Genomic DNA, 19,433 nt, shown 5'->3' on the forward strand with positions numbered 1-19,433 from the left:
CCGCTGGCGACCCCGGCCGGGTTACAGGGACTTGAGGGTGCCCTTTTCCAGCTTGCCGGTCACGGCGCTGCGCTGAACATGAATTTCCATGCCATCGGCGATTTCCAGCGTCAGATACTGCTCGTGCAATTTTGCCACGCGGCCGACGATGCCGCCCTGGGTGACAACTTCGTCGCCCTTGGCCAGCTCGCTCAGCATTTTCTGGGTCTCTTTCTGGCGCTTCTGTTGCGGACGAACCAGAAGGAACCAGAACAGGGCGAAAATGACCACCATAGGCAGCAGGCTCATCACGTCGAAGCCGCCCGGAGTGGCGGGGCCTGCTGCGTAAGCGGGGGAAATGAACAACATCGTGTAACTCCCAATCGTTATCGTGGTTAGTCCAAACCGGACATTGTAGCCACCACGGGTGGCTTTTCCAACCGTGCCGCGTGAATCAGACCCGCCGCGACGCAAAGCGTTCCGCGACGGATGGAGCGGGTGCGCCAGCTTACAACGTTCCCCTTGCCCTGCGTACGGCAAATTCGCGGCGAAAATCGTCGAAGCGGTCCTGTTCGATGGACGCGCGGATCTCGGCCATCAGTTGCTGATAATAATGCAGGTTATGGATGGTGTTCAGGCGTGCGCCCAGGATCTCGCCGACGCGGTGCAGATGATGCAGGTAGGCGCGGCTGAAATGACGGCAGGTATAGCACTCGCAGTTTTCATCCAGCGGGCGGTGGTCGCTCTTGTGGCGCGCGTTCTTTATCTTGATGTCGCCCCATTGCGTGAACAGCCAGCCGTTGCGTGCGTTTCGGGTCGGCATCACGCAGTCGAACATGTCGATGCCGTGGGCTACGCCGTAGACGAGGTCCTCCGGCGTGCCGACCCCCATCAGATAGTGCGGCAACTCGGGCGGCAGCATCGGCTGCATCACGCCGAGCATGCGTTCCATTTCCGCCTTGGGTTCGCCCACCGACAGCCCGCCGATGGCGATGCCGTCGAAACCGATCTGCATCAGCTCGCGCAAGGACTCCGCACGCAGGTCCTCGTACATCGAACCTTGAACGATGCCGAACAGGGCATTGGGATTATTCAGGTCGTTGAACGCGCTACGCGACCGTTCGGCCCAGCGCAGGCTCATGCGCATCGATTCGCCCGCGGTTTTGTGATCGGCCGGGAATGGCGTGCATTCGTCAAAAATCATGACGATGTCGGAGTTGAGCACGCGCTGTATCTTCATCGAAACTTCGGGCGACAGGAAGCAGCGGTCGCCGTTGACCGGGCTCTGGAAGGCGCAGCCTTCCTCGGTCAGCTTGCGCAGGTCGCCGAGGCTGAATACCTGGAATCCGCCTGAATCGGTCAGGATCGGCTTGTCCCAGCCGATGAACTGGTGCAATCCGCCAAAGGACTCGATCACTTCCAGTCCCGGGCGCAGCCACAGGTGGAAGGTGTTGCCGAGAATGATCTGCGCGCCGATCTCGTTGAGTTCGAGCGGGCTCATTGCCTTGACGGAACCGTAGGTGCCCACCGGCTGGAACACCGGGGTCTCCACGGTGCCGTGATTCAGTTCCAGTGTGCCGCGTCGGGCTCCGCCGGACGTCTTGTGAACGGTAAACTTCAGCATTATATATAAGTGAATGTGCGAACAAAATCAGGGGGCTAGTATAACCGATGGCCGGGGTCGGCGCTGCTTTGTACGAAAAAAGCTTGCCAAAACGGTCTCGGGGATATACTATGTGCCTCTCGTTAGGCACGTAGCTCAGTTGGTTAGAGCACCACCTTGACATGGTGGGGGTCGTTGGTTCGAATCCAATCGTGCCTACCAGAATTACCATATGGAGCAGCGTTATGTCTCGAACTACTACTACCGGTTTCTCGCGCTAGTCGAGCCACTCGGTGTTCCATTGAAAAAAGTGCGGCTCGGGCCGCACTTTTTTTTTGCCTATTTCCGATTGCGTGCCTGCGCGCCGCGGTCTCAATGTGCTGGAGATGATATGCCCGACATTCGCCTGCCCGACGGTTCAATCCGTTCCTTCGACAAACCGGTATCGGTTCACGAAGTCGCTGCTTCCATCGGAACCGGCCTGGCGCGCGCCGCGCTGGCCGGTCGCGTCGATGGCAAGCTGGTGGATACGTCCTTCGTGATCGATCGCGACGCCGAGCTGGCCATCGTGACCGACCGCGATGCGGACGGTCTGGAGGTCATTCGCCATTCCAGCGCGCACTTGCTGGCCTACGCCGTCAAGACCTTGTACCCGGATGCGCAAGTCACCATCGGGCCGTCGATCGAAAATGGCTTCTATTACGACTTCAGCTACAAGCGCCCGTTTACGCCGGAAGATTTGGTCGCGATCGAAAAGAAAATGACCGAACTTGCGCGTAAGGATATCCCCGTCGAGCGCCTGGAGATGCCGCGCGATGAGGCGATCGCCTATTTCCGTTCCATCGGCGAGGCGTACAAGGCCGAAATCATCGAGTCGATTCCGGCCGGCGAAGTCCTGTCGTTGTACCGCGAGGGCGATTTCACCGATCTGTGCCGCGGGCCGCACGTGCCGTCCACCGGCAAGCTCAAGGTGTTCAAGCTGATGAAGCTGGCCGGCGCCTACTGGCGTGGCGACTCCCGGAACGAAATGCTCCAGCGCATCTACGGAACGGCCTGGGCCAAGAAAGAAGATCTCGAGCAGCATCTGTTCATGCTCGAAGAGGCGGAAAAACGCGATCATCGCCGTCTGGGACGTGTGCTCGACCTGTTTCACCTGCAGGATGAAGCGCCGGGTATGGCTTTCTGGCACCCGAAGGGCTGGCAGCTGTGGCAGAACATCGAGCAATGGCTGCGCCGCACACTGACTGCCGCCGGCTATCAGGAAATCCGCACGCCGCAGGTCATGGATCGTGCGCTATGGGAAAAGTCCGGCCACTGGGACAACTATCGCGATGCGATGTTCACGACCGAGTCGGAGAAGCGCGATTACGCCGTGAAGCCGATGAGCTGCCCCGGGCATGTGCTGGTCTTCAATCAGGGGCTGCGTTCGTATCGCGACCTGCCTCTGCGTCTGGCCGAATTCGGCATTTGCCATCGCAACGAACCGTCCGGCGCCTTGCACGGCATCATGCGCGTGCGCGGTTTTGTGCAGGACGATGCGCATATCTTCTGCACCGAAGATCAGATCATCTCCGAGGCGCGCGCGTTCAACGAGCTGACGATGGGAATCTATCGCCATTTCGGCTTCGAGCAGGTGGCGGTGAAGCTCTCGCTGCGTCCGGAAAAGCGGGCCGGTAGCGATGAAGTCTGGGACAAGGCGGAGGACGGCTTGCGTCACGCATTGTCCGCCTGTGGCGTCGAGTGGGAAGAATTGCCGGGCGAAGGTGCCTTCTACGGCCCCAAGGTCGAGTATCATATCAAGGATGCGCTGGGTCGTTCGTGGCAGTGCGGTACCTTGCAACTCGATTTTGTGTTGCCGGAGCGCCTGGGTGCCGAGTACGTCACCGAGGATAATGGCCGCAGTCGTCCGGTCATGCTGCACCGTGCGATCCTGGGGTCGTTCGAACGTTTCATCGGTATTCTGATCGAGCATCACGCAGGCGCTTTCCCATTGTGGCTGGCGCCGGTGCAGATGGTTGTGATGAACATTACCGAAGGGCAGGCCGATTACGCCGCTGCCGTGGCGGATACGTTCCGTAAAGCCGGTTTCCGCGTGGAAGTCGACTTGAGAAACGAAAAGATCGGCTATAAAATTCGCGAACACAGCTTGCAGAAGTTGCCCTATCAGATCATCGTGGGCGACAAGGAAAAAGCGGATGGGTTGGTGGCCGTACGCGCCCGCGGGGAAGACCTCGGGCAGCTCACGATGGATGCGCTGTTGGCGCGTCTGCAGTCGGAATTGCCGGCGGCGTGATGCAGCGACGGATTTGATGAATGTGAAACAGGAGATTTAGCTATAGCTCAGGAACGCGAAGCGCGGATCAATGGCGAGATTACCGCCCGTGAACTCCGCCTGGTAGGTTTGGAAGGGGAGCAGCTCGGCATCGTCGGGTTGCGCGAGGCAATGGCGCTTGCCGAAGAAAGCGATGTCGATCTGGTGGAAATTTCCCCGACCGCACAGCCCCCGGTGTGCAAGCTCATGGACTACGGCAAGTTCAAGTACGAACAAGCCAAGAAACGTCATGAGGCGAAGCAGAAGCAGAAGCAGATTCAGGTCAAGGAAATCAAATTCCGACCCGGCACCGACGAGGGCGACTACCAGGTCAAGTTACGCAACTTGATCCGTTTCCTGAGCGATGGCGACAAGGCCAAGATCACGCTGCGTTTCCGCGGACGTGAAATGGCGCACCAGGAAATCGGCTTGACGCTGCTCAAGCGTGTCGAGGCCGATCTGGTCGAAGTGGGCGTGGTCGAGCAGTTTCCGCGCCTGGAAGGCCGTCAGATGGTGATGATGATTTCCCCGAAAAAGAAATAATCAGGTATAATCAGCGGTTTGGCACGGCAGGGTGACCTGCCGTGTTGATTTTGTGCCGTGGAAGCACGGTGCTTAAAAGCGTGGTGTAGCGGTTTTGAAGTGCTCTCGAGCCACCCTACACCGAATCTAAAAAATTCTGCAGGAGTTTTCCATGCCGAAAATGAAAACCAAATCGAGTGCGAAAAAACGCCTCAAAGTGCTGGGTAATGGTGGTGTCAAACGCTCCATGGCGTTCAAGCGTCACATCCTGACCAAGAAGACCACCAAGAGCAAGCGCCAGTTGCGCGGTACCACCATGGTACACGCGACCAATATGGCCTCTGTTCGCGCAATGTTGCCCTACGCTTAAGGAGTTAGACTATGCCTCGTGTTAAACGCGGTGTGACCGCTCGTGCCCGTCACAAAAAAATCCTCGCCCTGGCCAAGGGCTACCGCGGTCGCCGCAAGAACGTATATCGCGTCGCCAAACAGGCGGTGATGAAGGCTGGACAGTACGCTTATCGTGACCGTCGTCAGAAAAAGCGTCAGTTCCGCCAACTGTGGATCGCTCGTATCAACGCCGGTGCGCGTTCTTGCGGCCTGCCTTACAGCAAGTTCATGAATGGTCTGAAGAAGGCCGCCATCGAAATCGACCGCAAGGTCCTGGCCGATCTGGCCGTTTTCGACAAGGCGGCTTTTGCCCAGATCGTCGAACTGGCGAAGGCTGGCCTCGCTGCCTGATCGTTGAACGATCATGAGAGGGGGCTTTGCCCCCTCGCTGCAAGGGGGGGTAGCTGCCTCCCCTTTTTTTATTGCCATAATCCCGTCCGACCGAGATGACTGACCAGACCGCAAGCGGTGCGGCCAGCCTTCTTACCCATAGGGTGTGAGACATATGACGAATGTCGACGCAATTCTCGCCTCGGGTCTGACCGCACTGGACGCGGTCACCGACCTGGTGGAACTCGAACAGGTGAAAGCCCGTTTTCTCGGCAAGAGCGGTGAGTTGACCGGCTTGCTGAAACAGCTGGGCACGCTTGCGCCGGAAGAGCGCAAGAGCACCGGCGCCATCATCAATCAGGCCAAGCAGGCTTTCGAAGCGAGCCATAATGCGCGCCGCGACGCCATCAATGCGCAGAAGCTGGAGCAACAGCTCGCGGCCGAAGCGCTCGACGTCACCCTGCCTGGACGCGGCACATCCGCCGGCGGTCTGCACCCGGTGACCCTGACGCTGGAGCGCATCAGTGCCTTGTTCGCCAGCATGGGCTTCGCCGTGGCCGACGGCCCGGAAATCGAAGACGATTTCCACAACTTCCAGGCCCTCAACATGCCGGCCGACCATCCTGCGCGCGCGATGCAGGATACCTTCTATGTCGAAGGGGGGGACGTATTGCGCACGCACACTTCCCCTATCCAGGTGCGCCATATGCTGACGCACGGCGCGCCGGTCAAGATCATCGCCCCTGGGCGCGTCTATCGCGTCGACTCGGATGCGACCCACTCGCCGATGTTCCATCAGATGGAAGGCTTGTGGGTGGAAGAGGGCGTCAGCCTGGCCGATCTCAAGGGCGTGATGACCGACTTCCTGCGTCGTTTCTTCGAACGTGACGACCTGCAGGTGCGCTTCCGCCCGTCCTTTTTTCCGTTCACCGAACCATCGGCCGAAATCGATGTGCTCGGCGACCGTGGCTGGCTCGAAGTCGGCGGTTGCGGCATGGTGCACCCGAACGTCCTGCAGAACGTCAATATCGATCCCGAGCGCTACACGGGCTTTGCCTTCGGCATCGGCCTGGATCGCTTCGCCATGCTGCGCTACGGGGTCAACGACTTGCGTCTGTTCTTCGAGAACGATCTCAATTTCCTCAAACAATTCAATTGATCGCGGGCGGAGGCTAGACAATGCAATTTTCCGAACAATGGCTGCGTAGCTGGGTCGACCCGTCGCTCAAAAGCGAACAACTGTCCTATTTGCTGACCATGGCCGGGCTGGAGGTCGAAGAAACGACGGCCGCCGCACCGGCGTTCAGCGGTGTGGTGGTGGCCGAGGTGGTCGAAGTCGTGCCGCATGAAAACGCGGATCGCCTGCGCGTGACGCGCGTGAATGTCGGCGGCGGCGAGCTGGTTCAGATCGTATGCGGCGCCCCCAATGTTGCCGTAGGCCTGAAAGTGCCTTGTGCGCTGCCGGGGGCCGAGCTGCCTGGCGACTTCAAGATCAAACCGACCAAGATGCGCGGTGTCGAATCCAATGGCATGCTGTGCTCCGGCAAGGAGCTGGGTGTGCCCGACGATGTCGACGGGCTGCTCGTCCTGCCATCCGATGCCCCGGTCGGGACCTCCATCCGCGATTATCTGGGTCTGGACGATGTCCTGTTCACGCTCAAGATCACACCGAACCGCGCCGACTGCTTGTCCATCCGCGGTATCGCGCGCGAAGTCGCGGCGCTGACCTCGTCCCCGCTGACCGAAGTCGCGATCCCGGCCGTTGCGCCGTCACACGATGAGACCGTCGCCGTGACGATAGCCGAGCCTGCGCGCTGCGGGCGTTACCTCGGGCGCGTGATCCGAAATATCGACGCTTCGGCGCCGACCCCGGCCTGGATGCGCCGCCGCCTCGAGCGTTCGGGCCTGCGCTCGGTATCGGCCGTCGTCGACGTCACCAATTATGTGCTGCTCGAACTCGGGCAGCCGCTGCATGCGTTCGACCTGTCCCGTCTCGACGGCGGCATCACCGTGCGTATGGCGCGCGATGGCGAGGAACTCGCTTGCCTGAACGATAAAACCGTGCGCCTGGACCCCGGTTTCATGGTCATCGCCGACGATAGCCGCGCGCTGGCCATTGCCGGCGTGATGGGGGGCGAGCCAAGCAGCGTGACCCCGGCCAGTCGCGATATTTTCCTCGAGAGCGCCTTCTTCGCCCCCGAGGCCATCGCCGGTCGCTCGCGCGTACTGGGCTTCGGCTCCGACTCTTCGTTCCGCTACGAACGCGGCGTCGATTTCGAATTGCAACGCGCGGCATCCGAACGGGCGACGGCGCTGATTCTGGAAATCTGCGGCGGCGAAGCCGGTCCGGTGAGCGAAGCCCTGGGCACGTTGCCGCAACGCGATGTCGTGCGCGTGCGTCCGGCACGCGTCAACCGACTGATCGGCACCGACCTGTCCGACGATGCCATCGCCGCGATTCTCGGTCGACTTGGCCTGCCGGTTCAGCGCGATGGCGATGCGTTTGCCGTTCGCGCGCCGTCTTTCCGTTTCGATATCGAAATCGAAGCGGATCTGGTCGAGGAGGTGGCGCGCGTCTATGGCTACGATGCGATTCCCGACCGGGTATCCGCTTCGCGCATGTCCATGCTGGAACTGCCGCAGGATACCCAGCCGCGTGCCGTGTTGCGGCGCAAGGTTGTCGCGCGCGATTATCAGGAAGTCATCAACTATGCCTTCGTCGACGAAGCCTGGGAACGTGATTTTGCGGCCAACACCGATCCGGTTCGGCTGATCAACCCGATCGCGTCGCAGATGAGCGTGATGCGCTCGACACTGATAGGCGGGTTGGTCGATGTTCTGGTGGCCAATATCAACCGCAAGCAAGCGCGAGTGCGCTTGTTCGAACTCGCGCGCATATTCGTCAAGCATGATGGCGCCATTGCGCAACCGGAGAAACTCGGCGGCCTGGCCTGGGGCGCGCGCGCGCCGGAGCAGTGGGGCATCAAGAGCGAGCGGGTCGATTTCTACGATGTCAAAGCCGACGTCGAGGCGCTGTTCGCGCCGCGCCGCCCCGAATTCGTGCGCAGTGCACATCCCGCCTTGCACCCGGGGCGCTGTGCCGAAGTCCGCATCGACGGAGTGAAGGTCGGCGTGATCGGCGAGTTGCACCCGCGCTGGGTCCAGTCCTATGACCTGCCATCGGCACCGGTCGTGTTTGAACTGGATCTTGCGGCGCTGGACGCGGTCGAGCGCGTGTCGGCACGACCGGTCAGCAAGTTCCAGGCCGCACGCCGCGACCTGGCGCTGGTGGTCGATGAGGCGGTGGAGGCCGGCAGCCTGCTGGCGACGTTCGCCGCCGCCGCCAGCCCCATCGTCAGCGATGTTTCGCTGTTCGACGTTTACCGTGGCCGCGGCGTGGACGAAGGCAAGAAGAGCCTGGCTTTCCGCGTGACGCTGCAAGATGCGACCCGCACCCTGACCGACGACGACGTGGAAGCGGCGGTGCGTGGGCTGCTGGATGCCGTCGCCGCCGGGCATGGCGCGCGTCTGCGTCTGTAAGGGCGTGATTCCAAGGGCGGCCCGCGCGCGAGCGCGGGCTGTTGCTGTTACTAATATGTATATATCGAGTTCTAGGGGGTGGCATGACTTTGACCAAAGCGGAATTGGCCGACATGTTGTTTGACAAGGTCGGACTGAACAAGCGCGAAGCCAAGGACATGGTCGAGGCGTTTTTCGAAGAGATCCGTATCGCGCTGGAAGCTGGCGATAGCGTGAAATTGTCCGGTTTCGGCAATTTCCAGTTGCGCGACAAGCCGCAGCGGCCCGGGCGCAACCCCAAGACCGGGGAGGAGATTCCAATCACCGCCCGTCGTGTGGTAACGTTCCATGCAAGCCAGAAACTCAAGGGAATGGTCGAGCTGCATCATGCCAACAATCGAGGGTGAATTGCCGGCTATTCCGGCCAAGCGCTACTTCACGATCGGTGAAGTGAGCGTGCTGACCGGGGTCAAGCCTCATGTGTTGCGATACTGGGAGCAGGAGTTCGCTCAGCTGCGCCAGGTCAAGCGGCGCGGCAACCGGCGCTACTACCAGCACCACGAGGTGCTGCTGGTGCGCCGCATTCGCGGCTTGCTTTACGACGACGGTTTTACCATCCAGGGCGCCCGCCAGCGCCTGGGTGCAGGCGGCGAGGCCGAAGCGCCGCTGACCGCGCAGGCGGTGCGCGCCGAGCTCGAAGCGATTCTTGAATTTTTGAATTCCGGGATTGGCAAACAAGAGTAAGCGCGCTATACTGTTTTCCTCTCGAGTCGGGGTGTGGCGCAGTCTGGTAGCGCACTTGCATGGGGTGCAAGGGGTCGAAGGTTCGAATCCTTTCACCCCGACCATTAACGAGACAATCGAATCAAGCATTCAAGCTCAGTTGCCGCTGGGCTTTTTTGTTGCCTGAAATTCGCGTGTGCGAGTTTTCTTCCTCGCATCATGCTGTTTTCCGCCTCAGGATGGTCGGCGCTGCCAACTGCCGCGTGTCCGTTTCCAGTAGCCAGTCCGCCATTTCGATCAAATGGCCAATCGCCAGGGCAGAGCCGTGTGTTGTGACGCTGCTCGACGTGTGTCCCGCTCAAAGAATCCTCAAGCTGTGCGCCGACAGTGCGCCGGCGATGCCCGAACGCATGCATCGGTTTGTACGCTCGACGTTCGGCAAAACCCGGGTCCCGCTCGCAGCCGCTTCGTTCTTGCAAGCAAGTTGCCGTGCCGCCTGTCCCGTTCGCCAGCTGCAGTTCAAGCCGCTGCCCGGGGGGGCGCGCAGAGTCGCGGAAAGCGTATCGATCCCGGTGGCATGTGCCAGGCATCGCGATGCGCTGAAATTCCCGCTTCGCCGTTCCCGTGCGCCGAGTTCGTTCGCTGCTGCCGACACCCAGAGTGATCATTTCGTTGGGCAGCAGGACCCTGGCGGCAGCTTGGGCGGGAGGTCGAGCGGGCGCTCGCCAGCGGAGGGATTGGACGGTGCAGGCAGGGGGCTGAATGCCTTCGACAGAACGTCGTCAGGCGTGTCGCCCCGGGCAATGGTTTCCTGCATGTCGCGGAAGCCGGCATGAAGCCGTCTTGCGGGGCGGAGGAGCGGCGGGCCTCGCAGCCCGCCATCAGCGCTTAGTCCCTGGACGGGAGGAAGATGCCGGTAATCAGCGACAGCAGGCCCAGGCACAGGGTGCCGACGCCGATATCGGTGAACAGCTCGACCACGGGCATGTGATGGGCGGCGCTTCTGCCGACCGACGGGGCGTACAGGAACATGGCGAACCAGGCCAGCGGGTAGAAGATGGACAGTCCGAGCAGGGCCGCCGTGATTTGTTTGCGGCGCTCGCTGAGCTTGCTGATCGCGGTCAGGATGACCAGGCCGAGCGTGAAGGCGCCAATACCGCCCGCATGGAAGTGGGCGCGCTGAACCCAGCGCCAGATTACATCCTGATCCTTGTCTGGATTGGTGAACAGGGCCGGGTGGGCGGCGATGCCGCTATGGATGTAGTTCTGGAACAAATCCTCATTCATGCCGAACAGGGCACCAAGCCCGATATTCATCAGTAGTGTCAAAAATACGAGCGCCAAACCGATTTTAACCGGGGAGAGGTCGATCGAAAACGTTGTCTTGTCCGCCATATCTGCTGTCCTTGTGAGTATGCCTGGAATCGAGCGGGGACCGTTTATTTTACAGTCATCATACATACTAGACAGATATGCTTAAGCCAGTATTAAGTTTAATCGGGTCTGTTGCTGCAAGGGCCTGTTCCCGAGTCTGCTCTGCGCGTCAGTCTGTTGCTTGTCTCGTTCATCCGCCGCGAACGCGGACATGGCATTGCGTACGCTGCGGCGGGTAGCGGAAGGCCCGATACAGGCCCGTCGACGGTGGCATGTCGCGCGAGCGCCAGTCCCCGGGCTCATGGAGACGTGTCTGCGAAACTGACGGATGAAATCGCTGTGCGAGGAAAAATCCCTGGTTCAGGCAATCACCGGGGCGGTCCGAAAGGGCCGCTCCCGGAATACGTGCCTGCGACTTGCAGAGCATGTTTCGGCGCGGGATGAAAATGGCTGTCGCCATGTGTTCCCGCGCTGTTCTTGCCAGCCGGGCGGTCGTGAATCCGGATTTTCTATCCTCTAGTGCGGCAGGGCCGGCGCGATGGCCGTTGAGTCTTTTCCGTGTCTGGGGTTAAGCTTTTTTGCATCGTCCGATTTTATCATTGTGCGCGCCCTGCGCTCGGGCATTGCCTGGAAGGCTTACGATGCAGCAGAAAAAATGGTGGCACCACGCCGTGGTGTATCAGGTGTACCCGCGCAGCTTTTATGACAGCAACGACGATGGGGTCGGAGACCTGGCCGGCATCATCGCCAAACTCGACTACCTTGCCGGATTGGGGATCGAACTGATCTGGCTGTCACCGGTGTATCAGTCCCCGATGGACGACAACGGCTACGATATTTCGGATTACCAGAACATCGCCGCCGAATTCGGGACGCTGGCCGAGATGGATGAGCTGATCGCCGAAGCCGGGCGGCGCGGCATCCGCATCCTGATGGATCTGGTGGTCAACCACACCTCGGATGAGCATCCCTGGTTCATCGAGGCGCGCAAGACACGGGACAATCCGTTGCGCGACTTCTATATCTGGCGCCCTGCGCGCGCAGATGGAAGCCCGCCCGATGCACAGCGCTCCTATTTCGGCGGCAGCGCCTGGCAATGGGACGAGGCCAGCGGCGAGTATTACTACCATCTGTTCTCGCGACGCCAGCCGGACCTGAACTGGGAAAACCCCGGTCTGCGGCGCGAGGTGTATCGCATGATGAATTGGTGGCTGGAACGCGGGATCGGCGGTTTTCGCATGGATGTGGTCGATCTGCTCGGCAAACAGGTCGATCGAGGCATCACCAGCAACGGCCCGGAGTTGCATTCCATCCTGCAGGAGATGAACCGGGCCACTTTCGGTTCCCGCGACGTATTGACCGTGGGCGAGGCATGGAGCGCCACGCCCGCGATCGCAAAACAGTATTCCGATCCAGCCCGTGCCGAGTTGTCCATGGTGTTCCAGTTCGAACATATCAGTCAGACCTTCGATCCGGAAGCGGGAAAATGGAAGCCGCGGCCGTTCGATCTGCCCGCGTTCAAACGCTGCATGGCCAAGTGGCAGACGGCGCTCGACGGCGAAGGCTGGAATTCCCTGTTCTGGAATAACCACGATCTGCCGCGCGCGGTGTCCAAGTTTGGCGACCCCGGTCGCTACCGGGTCGAATCGGCCAAGATGCTGGCCACCGCGCTGCACGGACTCAAAGGCACGCCCTATGTCTACCAGGGCGAAGAAATCGGCATGACCAATGTGCGTTTTCCCGCGATCGAGGACTATCGCGACCTTGAATCCCTGAACCTGTATCGCGAGCGCACCGCCGCCGGCATGCCGGCGGCCGAGATGATGAAAGGGATCTATCAGAACGGTCGGGACAACGCACGGACTCCCATGCAATGGAGTGGTGCCGCATACGGCGGTTTCAGCCATGTCCGGCCCTGGCTGCAAGCCAATCCGAATTACGCGCAGATCAATGTCGAGGCCGCGCTGAACGATCCGGACTCGATTTTTTTCCACTATCAGCGTTTGATACGGCTGCGCAAGGAAAGCGAGCTTCTGGTCTACGGCGATTTTGTCCTGTTGCTTGAAGAGCATGCGCAGGTTTTCGCGTATCTGCGGCGCCTGGGTGGGCAGGCGCTGGCGGTGGTGAGTAATTTCAGCGGGCAGTGCGTTGAATGCGTTTTGCCGGTTTCCTTGCGCGACCTGGACGGCGAGAGCCTGATCAGCAACTATGCGCCGCGCGAACGTCTCGGGCAGACCGTGAGTTTGCAGCCCTATGAGTCGTTTATTTTTGCTTTCCGGTGCGAGGACGCTGATTGACGAACCGGCTTTTACCTGTGTGCATGATCGTGGCAGACTGGGATTCTTTGCCGGATTCATTTTGCGCTCATGGTTTCGTCCCGCCCTCCCATCCTGCAGTTTGCCACGCTCTCCGATCTCGCTAGTGCCCTGGGCTGGTTGCCGTCGCCCGCTGCCATGCGCCTGTGGGGCGGCCCGCAATTGCGCTGGGGCGCGTCGGCGGCTGAAGTCTGGGAAACGATACAGGCGGCGGAGCATCGGGTTTACGCACTGGTCGATGACGGGGCGCTGCAGGGCCTGGCGCAGATCGTCGAGCGCGACGGTCGTGCCCATCTGGCGCGCGTCATTGTCGATCCGCACCTGCGCGGACAGGGTGTCGGCGAGCGTCTGCTGCGGGCCGTGCTGGCTCAGGCGCTGGCCTTGTCCGTGGCGGCGGTGACCCTCAATGTATACCGCGAAAATCGCGTGGCGATCCGCTTGTATCGCAAGCTGGGCTTTGATTTTTGCGATGCGGATGCCAATGGCGATTCGCTGCCGATGATCTGGAAGGGCGGGCTGATTGAAACAGCGGGCCGTTGATCGAGATTAATTTTCGATCGAAAGTTTGTTTGTTTCGTGCGTAAATTTCTGTGGTCGGCGCTAGAATGAATCCAGACACGTCGGCGGCTTGGCTGGTTGACGTCGCTATTTCGCATCTTTGCGTTTTCAGAGGCCAGAATCATGATCACTACTGCAATTTTTCCTAGCCGTTATGTGCAGGGCGCCGATGCGCTCGACGCATTGGGAGAAGAACTTGCCCGCCTGGGGAACACGGCGCTGCTGGTGGAAGATCCTTTCGTGTATGAAACGCTGCATCGCAGGCTGAGTGCGGTGCTGCAGGCGCAGGCCTCGCTCTCCTGCAAAGCCGAGGTATTCGGCGGCGAGTGCTGCGATGAGGAGATCGATCGCCTGCTGGCGGTGGCGCGGCGCGAAAAAGCCGATGTGATCGTGGGCATAGGCGGCGGGAAGTCGCTGGACACGGCCAAGGCCGTGGCCGCCGCCCTTGGCGTGCGCGTCGCCATCGTTCCGACGCTGGCTTCGACCGATGCCCCGTGCAGCGCATTGGCCGTGATCTACAGTGCGCATGGCGAATTCAAGCGTTATCTGGTGACGCCGCGCAACCCCGATCTGGTCCTGGTCGATACCCAGATCGTGGCCAATGCGCCGGTTCGCTTTCTGGTCTCGGGCATGGGCGATGCGATGGCGACCTGGTTCGAGGCGGAAGACTGCCGGGTTCGTGGCGCCGGCAATATGACTGCGCGACCGGGCCCGATGTCGGCTTATGGCCTCGCGCGTTTGTGTTACGACACCTTGCTTGAATACGGTCAACTCGCACGGACTGCGTGCGAATTGCATGTGGTAACGCCCGCGCTGGAGCGCGTGGTCGAGGCCAATACCCTGCTTTCCGGTTTGGGTTTCGAAAGCGGCGGACTGGCTGCCGCCCATGCTATCCATAACGGACTGACGGCGCTGGAGCAGACGCATGCCTACTGGCATGGCGAGAAGGTGGCATTTGGAACCCTGGCCATGCTGATGCTGACCGATCGCGAACCGGCGCTGATTGCGACCGTCTACGATTTCTGCGAAAGCATCGGCCTGCCGACGACGCTCGCGCAAATCGGTCTGGACAGCATCGGCGATGCCGACTTGATGCGTGCGGCGGAGCAGGCGTGCGCTCCGGGCGAGACGATTCATAACGAGCCGCGAGCTGTCACGCCCGCAATGGTGCTGGCCGCACTGCGCTGCGCCGATGCGGAAGGGCGTCGGCGCCGAACGTTGCGCTGATCGGCCGCCCTCTAGCAACAGCCCGCCGTGCTTGCACGGCGGGCTGTTGTCGTTGTTCAGGAGACGCTCTAGCCTCGGGGTGCGAAATCTGCTTGTCTGTCGCGTCACTTGTCGGCACAGTAATGTGCAATATAAGAATACAGTGTCGTGATTTTTTACTTTAATGGCATTGTGGTGCCGCGGCGCGGGCTTTGCCATCACGGCTTTGATCAACTGTTGGTTTGGTGTAGTCATGAATCTTCGTCAACTTTCCGCCTTGCTGAAGCTGTCGCCGACGACGGTCAGCCGTGCGTTGAACGGCTTTCCCGAGGTCAGTGCCGAAACGCGCGAGCGGGTGCGCGAAGCGGCGGCGCAGCACGGTTATCGTGCCAATACCGTTGCCCGGCGTCTGGCCACGGGGCGCACCGACAGCATCGGCGTCATTTATCCGTTCGAGCCGACCGACCTCGGCGACCCGGTCTTTCTGGATATCATCGCCGGTCTGACCGAAGGACTGGGCGAAGCGGGGCTGGATCTGGTGATTGTGTCCGCCTCGCGCGAGAACGAGATGGACACCTACCAGCGGGTGGTGTCGGCGGGGCGGGTCGACGGCTTGGTCGTGGCGCGGACGCTGGTGGTCGATCCGAGATTGCAGTTTTTGCAGGAAAAGGGATTTCCCTTCGTCGCGCACGGGCGCAGCAATCTGGCGCAGCCTTACCCCTGGTTCGACTACGACAACGAAGTCGGCATGCGGCTTGCCGTCGAACGGCTGCTGTCGCTCGGTCATCGCCGCATCGCCTCGATCAGTGCTCCGCTTGCGTTGAACTTTGCCGCGCAGCGGCGCACCGGTTTTCTGGCCGGGCTGGCCGAGGGCGACATCGTCTGTCCCGCCGACTATCTGGTCGAGGGCGACTTGACCCCGCAGTACGGGGTTGAAGCGATGCAGCGCCTGCTCGCTCTGGCCGAGCCGCCGACGGCAGTGGTGGTCGATAACAACGTCGCTGCCGTCGGTGTCATGCAATGTCTTCGTCATGCAGGTTTGCGCGCCGGCCATGACATTTCCGTCATCGTTTTCGGTGGCCTGCCCAGCATTCATGGTGAAGAGACCAATATCAGTGCGGTTCTGCAGCCGCAGCCGCGCCATGCCGGGCATATGCTGGCCCGACTGATGCTCGACCGGCTCGCCGGCAGAGCCCCAGCCGACCTGACCTGCCTGTGGGAACCCTTGCTGGCAGAAGGCAATAGCACGACCCGCCTCGTTTCTTGATCTGACCCGAGCCGGTTTGGCCCAGGCTAAGCGGCTCGATCTAACATCTTGTTTTTCAGATATTTTCTGCTGTTTTTTTGTTAATTACCGCTAATTTCTCCTATGTTTTGTTGCGTAAATGTTGCAACGGGCATAGCGACTCATGCGCTTTTTTCATGAAACACATGCCATCTGAGAATCACTGGACTATCATCGTTTTAACCAAACCGGTTTGAACAAAAACCAAACCGGTTTGGGATGTGCTTTTATGGTGTGTTCGCAAAACTTTACGGTCAATTGGCCGCAGTTGGCGGCACGTTGGGAACGAGATAGGACCAGGGAGTGGAAATGGCTCAGATAAAAAAATGTGCGCTCGTAGTGGCTGCCGTCGCCGCCGTCGCCGGCAGTGCGCCGGCGACGGCGGACGGCCTGCTGCAAAGTCTGCCCTTCGATGTGAACGGCTACCTGCGTAGCGGTATCGGTACCGCGGTCGGTGGCGGCGGTTCGCAGCAGTGCTTCCAGCTGGCGGGGGCCAGCTCCAAGTTCCGCTTGGGCAACGAGTGCGAAACCTACGGCGAACTGGCCATCGGCGCCAACCTGTACAAGGATGCGGAGGCCTCCGGCGCCGTGTTCCGTCTGAATACGCGTCTCGCCGTGTCGGCATCGCAGTGGCAGGACTGGGAAGGTTCCAGCAGCTCCAAGAACCCGAACAGCAATTTCGCCATGCGTGAAACTTACGGCACGGTATCCAACTTCGGCCTCGGCGATACGGTGGCCTGGGTCGGCAAGCGGTTCTACGACCGCCACGATGTCCACATCATCGACTACTACTTCTGGGACAACTCCGGCCCTGGCGCCGGCCTCGAAAACATCGACGTCGGTGTCGGCCGCCTGGCCCTGGCATGGCGTCAGAACACTTACGACAGTGGCAATACCTCGTCCGACGGCATGGATCACACCCTCGGCATCAGCGGTCTGGACGCGCGCTGGAGCGGTTTGAAGGTCAACCCGGGCGGCGAACTGACCCTGGGGCTGGATCTGCGTCATGCCAACAAGGTGACGAACGATACCGCGAATGGCTCGACCAATGGTTTTGCACTGAATGCGATGCATACTCAAGGCGGCGTACTCGGCGGTTTCAATACCCTGGCTCTGCAATTCCAGAAGGGCGACATCGCCAGCAGCTATGGTTATCCGAATCCGAACGCCGACAAGTCGGACAAGACCTACCGCATCGTTGAACAGCTGCAGTGGCAATCGGGCAAATTCTCCGGCATGGCCGTCGGCGTGATGGAGAAGAAAAAGCCGGCTGCGGGGAACGGGCAGACTTGGTATGCCTTCGGTGCGCGTCCAGAATATGCATTCACCAAGCATCTGGGCATCGCGCTGGAACAGGGGTTCGATGTGGTCAAACCTGAGAATGGCGATACCCGCACCCTGAGCAAGACCACCCTGGCCTTGCTGATTTCTCCTGACGAAAAATTCTGGGCTCGCCCGCAACTGCGTCTGTACGGCACCTACGCCAAGTGGAATCGTGCGGCGCAACTGGCGGCCGATGCCGGCAGTTCGATGTCGACGACCGGCGCCTTCGGCAGCACGCTCTCGGGCAAGACGATTGGCGCCCAGGTCGAAGCCTGGTGGTGATCATGATGTAAGGGCCGGGTTCGCGGAACCCGGTTTTTGAGCAACGATCCGGCCTTGCGCCGGTTTCCCGAGGTTTGGATGATGATGGACACCAATGCATGGTGGCGCGGGGCGGTAATCTACCAGATTTACCCGCGCAGCTTTGCCGATAGCAATGGAGATGGGGTGGGCGACCTTACCGGGATCGTTCAACATCTCGAGTACGTCGCGACATTGGGAGTGGACGCAATCTGGGTCAGCCCGTTCTTCCTGTCGCCGATGAAAGATTACGGTTACGACATCTCCGATTACCGCGCCGTTGACCCGCTGTTCGGTACCCTGGACGATTTTCGCTCTCTGGTGACCGAAGCGCATGCGCGCGGGATGAAGGTGATGATCGATCAAGTGCTGTCGCATACTTCGGACCAGCATGACTGGTTTGCCCGGAGCCGCATCAGCCGCGATAACGACAAGGCCGATTGGTATGTGTGGGCCGACCCCAAGACCGACGGCACGCCCCCCAATAACTGGCTGTCCGTGTTCGGCGGTTCCGCCTGGCAGTGGGATACCCGTCGTCGGCAATACTTCTTGCACAACTTCCTTAGCAACCAGCCCGATCTGAATTACCACTCGCCCGCAGTGCAAGAGGCGATTCTGGCCGAGGTCCGGTTCTGGCTGGAGCTCGGCGTCGACGGAATGCGCTTCGACGCGTGCAACTTCCATTTTCACGATGCCTTGCTGCGCGACAATCCGGTCGCTCAAGTCCGCGACACCGCCAGCGTGGGCGCGGATAATCCCTACAGCTTTCAGTCCCACCGGCACGACAAGTCACAACCCGAGAATCTGGTTTTCTTGCGGCGCTTGCGCGGGCTGCTCGATCGTTACGGCGCCATTGCCCTGGGCGAAGTGGGCGACGATCGCAGCCTGAGTCTGATGGCGGCGTACACCTCCGGCAACGACAAGTTGCACATGGCTTACAGCTTTAATTTACTGACTGCCGAGTTCTCGGCTGCCCATATCCGGCGCCAGGTCGAAGAGCTGGAAGCGGAGATCGGCGACGGCTGGGGCTGCTGGACCACCGGCAATCACGACTCGGTGCGGGTGTTGACGCGCTGGGGCCGCAATACCGACGATCCCCGCTTCTTGCGCACTGTCGCCGCAATGCTGATGAGCTTGCGCGGGTCGGTATGCCTGTATCAGGGCGAAGAGCTCGGACTGCCGGAGGTTGATCTCGAGTTGTCGCAGTTGCACGATCCCTATGGCATCGCCATGTGGCCCGAATTCAAGGGGCGTGACGGTTGCCGTACCCCCATGCCCTGGCGCCGCGATGCGGTGCACGGGGGGTTCAGCCCGATCGAACCCTGGCTGCCGGTGCCGGAAGAGCATTTGCAGCGCGCCGTCGACATTCAAGAAAGCGAGCCGGCATCGCTGCTGCATTTTTATCGACAATTCATTGCTTGGCGCGCGCAACATGCCGAGTTGCGCGATGAGACGATCCGTTTCCTCGATCTCGGAGCCGATGTCCTCGCTTACCGGCGCGGGCGGCTGCTCTGCGTATTCAATTTGAGTGCGCAAGCGTGCCGCGTGTCATTGCCCGAGCCCGTGTGCGAGCTTGCCGGGCACGGCCTGGATGGCGGGGTAGTGCAAGGGCAAGAGCTCGCGCTTGAAGCCTGGGGAGGCTGGTTCGGCGAAATCGCCATGGCGGAGGGTGCGGTGCCCTCGGACGGAGATTGA

17 protein-coding genes and 2 tRNA genes are annotated in these 19,433 nt (G+C 60.7%); 16 read left to right on the top strand and 3 right to left on the bottom strand.

The genetic code is table 11. The features are described 5' to 3' along the window. Positions 1 to 21: 21 nt before the first annotated feature. Positions 22 to 348 carry a preprotein translocase subunit YajC gene (gene yajC, locus G520_RS0101715; RefSeq protein ID WP_028534164.1) on the bottom strand — a complete coding sequence of 109 codons (327 nt, stop codon included), beginning with the start codon at positions 346 to 348 and terminating at the stop codon, positions 22 to 24. 139 nt (positions 349 to 487) lie between these two features. Further along, positions 488 to 1,603, bottom strand: coding sequence for a tRNA guanosine(34) transglycosylase Tgt (tgt, locus tag G520_RS0101720; RefSeq protein ID WP_028534165.1), 1,116 nt, complete (start codon positions 1,601 to 1,603; stop codon positions 488 to 490). Between the two features lie 124 nt (positions 1,604 to 1,727). Between tgt and G520_RS0101725 the strand changes: the two genes are divergently transcribed. The 10 genes from G520_RS0101725 (at position 1,728) to G520_RS0101770 (ending at position 9,502) form a co-directional block, all read left to right on the top strand. Continuing rightward, positions 1,728 to 1,804, top strand: a tRNA-Val gene (locus tag G520_RS0101725). Between the two features lie 169 nt (positions 1,805 to 1,973). Next, positions 1,974 to 3,875, top strand: coding sequence for a threonine--tRNA ligase (gene thrS, locus G520_RS0101730; RefSeq protein WP_028534166.1), 1,902 nt, complete (start codon positions 1,974 to 1,976; stop codon positions 3,873 to 3,875). A 42-nt stretch (positions 3,876 to 3,917) separates the two neighbouring features. Next, the gene (gene infC / locus G520_RS0101735) at positions 3,918 to 4,436 is read left to right on the top strand and encodes a translation initiation factor IF-3 (RefSeq protein ID WP_084637408.1); all 519 of its coding nucleotides are present in this window, start codon (positions 3,918 to 3,920) and stop codon (positions 4,434 to 4,436) included. A gap of 151 nt (positions 4,437 to 4,587) precedes the next feature. After that, on the top strand, positions 4,588 to 4,785 hold the full coding sequence (gene rpmI, locus G520_RS0101740; protein ID WP_028534168.1) for a 50S ribosomal protein L35: 198 nt from the start codon (positions 4,588 to 4,590) through the stop codon (positions 4,783 to 4,785). 11 nt (positions 4,786 to 4,796) lie between these two features. Continuing rightward, positions 4,797 to 5,156 (top strand): 50S ribosomal protein L20, encoded by a 360-nt coding sequence (gene rplT / locus G520_RS0101745; RefSeq protein WP_028534169.1) that lies wholly within the window; start codon positions 4,797 to 4,799, stop codon positions 5,154 to 5,156. A 154-nt stretch (positions 5,157 to 5,310) separates the two neighbouring features. Beyond that, on the top strand, positions 5,311 to 6,294 hold the full coding sequence (gene pheS, locus G520_RS0101750; protein ID WP_028534170.1) for a phenylalanine--tRNA ligase subunit alpha: 984 nt from the start codon (positions 5,311 to 5,313) through the stop codon (positions 6,292 to 6,294). Between the two features lie 20 nt (positions 6,295 to 6,314). Beyond that, positions 6,315 to 8,675 (top strand): phenylalanine--tRNA ligase subunit beta, encoded by a 2,361-nt coding sequence (gene pheT, locus G520_RS0101755; protein ID WP_028534171.1) that lies wholly within the window; start codon positions 6,315 to 6,317, stop codon positions 8,673 to 8,675. An 83-nt stretch (positions 8,676 to 8,758) separates the two neighbouring features. Then, positions 8,759 to 9,061 carry an integration host factor subunit alpha gene (locus tag G520_RS0101760; protein ID WP_028534172.1) on the top strand — a complete coding sequence of 101 codons (303 nt, stop codon included), beginning with the start codon at positions 8,759 to 8,761 and terminating at the stop codon, positions 9,059 to 9,061. Next, entirely contained in the window at positions 9,042 to 9,398 is a 357-nt protein-coding gene (locus G520_RS0101765) for a MerR family transcriptional regulator (RefSeq protein WP_028534173.1), read from the top strand. The genes G520_RS0101760 and G520_RS0101765 overlap by 20 nt, the downstream gene beginning before the upstream one ends. A gap of 27 nt (positions 9,399 to 9,425) precedes the next feature. After that, a tRNA-Pro gene (locus G520_RS0101770) sits at positions 9,426 to 9,502 on the top strand. Between the two features lie 763 nt (positions 9,503 to 10,265). On the opposite strand, the gene G520_RS0101775 is transcribed toward G520_RS0101770, so the two are convergent. Beyond that, positions 10,266 to 10,772, bottom strand: a complete 507-nt coding sequence (locus G520_RS0101775) for a hypothetical protein (RefSeq protein ID WP_028534174.1) — start codon at positions 10,770 to 10,772, stop codon at positions 10,266 to 10,268. A 620-nt stretch (positions 10,773 to 11,392) separates the two neighbouring features. Between G520_RS0101775 and G520_RS0101780 the strand changes: the two genes are divergently transcribed. The 6 genes from G520_RS0101780 (at position 11,393) to G520_RS21125 (ending at position 19,433) form a co-directional block, all read left to right on the top strand. Beyond that, positions 11,393 to 13,048 carry a glycoside hydrolase family 13 protein gene (locus G520_RS0101780; protein ID WP_036664987.1) on the top strand — a complete coding sequence of 552 codons (1,656 nt, stop codon included), beginning with the start codon at positions 11,393 to 11,395 and terminating at the stop codon, positions 13,046 to 13,048. Between the two features lie 69 nt (positions 13,049 to 13,117). Next, positions 13,118 to 13,606 (top strand): GNAT family N-acetyltransferase, encoded by a 489-nt coding sequence (locus G520_RS23790; RefSeq protein WP_051228824.1) that lies wholly within the window; start codon positions 13,118 to 13,120, stop codon positions 13,604 to 13,606. Between the two features lie 141 nt (positions 13,607 to 13,747). Beyond that, positions 13,748 to 14,851 (top strand): glycerol dehydrogenase, encoded by a 1,104-nt coding sequence (locus G520_RS0101790; protein WP_028534176.1) that lies wholly within the window; start codon positions 13,748 to 13,750, stop codon positions 14,849 to 14,851. A gap of 232 nt (positions 14,852 to 15,083) precedes the next feature. Then, on the top strand, positions 15,084 to 16,097 hold the full coding sequence (locus tag G520_RS21120) for a substrate-binding domain-containing protein (protein WP_036665078.1): 1,014 nt from the start codon (positions 15,084 to 15,086) through the stop codon (positions 16,095 to 16,097). Between the two features lie 327 nt (positions 16,098 to 16,424). After that, positions 16,425 to 17,720, top strand: a complete 1,296-nt coding sequence (locus G520_RS0101800) for a maltoporin (RefSeq protein WP_028534177.1) — start codon at positions 16,425 to 16,427, stop codon at positions 17,718 to 17,720. Positions 17,721 to 17,756: 36 nt separating this feature from the next. Next, on the top strand, positions 17,757 to 19,433 hold the full coding sequence (locus G520_RS21125) for an alpha-glucosidase (protein WP_246542747.1): 1,677 nt from the start codon (positions 17,757 to 17,759) through the stop codon (positions 19,431 to 19,433).

Source organism: Paludibacterium yongneupense DSM 18731 (assembly GCF_000422925.1).
GTDB lineage: Bacteria > Pseudomonadota > Gammaproteobacteria > Burkholderiales > Chromobacteriaceae > Paludibacterium > Paludibacterium yongneupense.

Excerpts from the sequence above, each read along its gene's own strand:
- tgt (WP_028534165.1), bottom strand. The coding sequence starts at position 1,603 with ATGCTGAAGTTTACCGTTCACAAGACGTCCGGCGGAGCCCGACGCGGC.
- thrS (WP_028534166.1), top strand. The coding sequence starts at position 1,974 with ATGCCCGACATTCGCCTGCCCGACGGTTCAATCCGTTCCTTCGACAAA.
- G520_RS0101775 (WP_028534174.1), bottom strand. The coding sequence starts at position 10,772 with ATGGCGGACAAGACAACGTTTTCGATCGACCTCTCCCCGGTTAAAATC.
- rplT (WP_028534169.1), top strand. The coding sequence starts at position 4,797 with ATGCCTCGTGTTAAACGCGGTGTGACCGCTCGTGCCCGTCACAAAAAA.
- G520_RS0101800 (WP_028534177.1), top strand. The coding sequence starts at position 16,425 with ATGGCTCAGATAAAAAAATGTGCGCTCGTAGTGGCTGCCGTCGCCGCC.
- G520_RS0101780 (WP_036664987.1), top strand. The coding sequence starts at position 11,393 with ATGCAGCAGAAAAAATGGTGGCACCACGCCGTGGTGTATCAGGTGTAC.
- G520_RS23790 (WP_051228824.1), top strand. The coding sequence starts at position 13,118 with ATGGTTTCGTCCCGCCCTCCCATCCTGCAGTTTGCCACGCTCTCCGAT.
- G520_RS21120 (WP_036665078.1), top strand. The coding sequence starts at position 15,084 with ATGAATCTTCGTCAACTTTCCGCCTTGCTGAAGCTGTCGCCGACGACG.
- G520_RS0101790 (WP_028534176.1), top strand. The coding sequence starts at position 13,748 with ATGATCACTACTGCAATTTTTCCTAGCCGTTATGTGCAGGGCGCCGAT.
- pheT (WP_028534171.1), top strand. The coding sequence starts at position 6,315 with ATGCAATTTTCCGAACAATGGCTGCGTAGCTGGGTCGACCCGTCGCTC.
- G520_RS0101765 (WP_028534173.1), top strand. The coding sequence starts at position 9,042 with ATGCCAACAATCGAGGGTGAATTGCCGGCTATTCCGGCCAAGCGCTAC.
- G520_RS0101760 (WP_028534172.1), top strand. The coding sequence starts at position 8,759 with ATGACTTTGACCAAAGCGGAATTGGCCGACATGTTGTTTGACAAGGTC.
- pheS (WP_028534170.1), top strand. The coding sequence starts at position 5,311 with ATGACGAATGTCGACGCAATTCTCGCCTCGGGTCTGACCGCACTGGAC.
- rpmI (WP_028534168.1), top strand. The coding sequence starts at position 4,588 with ATGCCGAAAATGAAAACCAAATCGAGTGCGAAAAAACGCCTCAAAGTG.
- yajC (WP_028534164.1), bottom strand. The coding sequence starts at position 348 with ATGTTGTTCATTTCCCCCGCTTACGCAGCAGGCCCCGCCACTCCGGGC.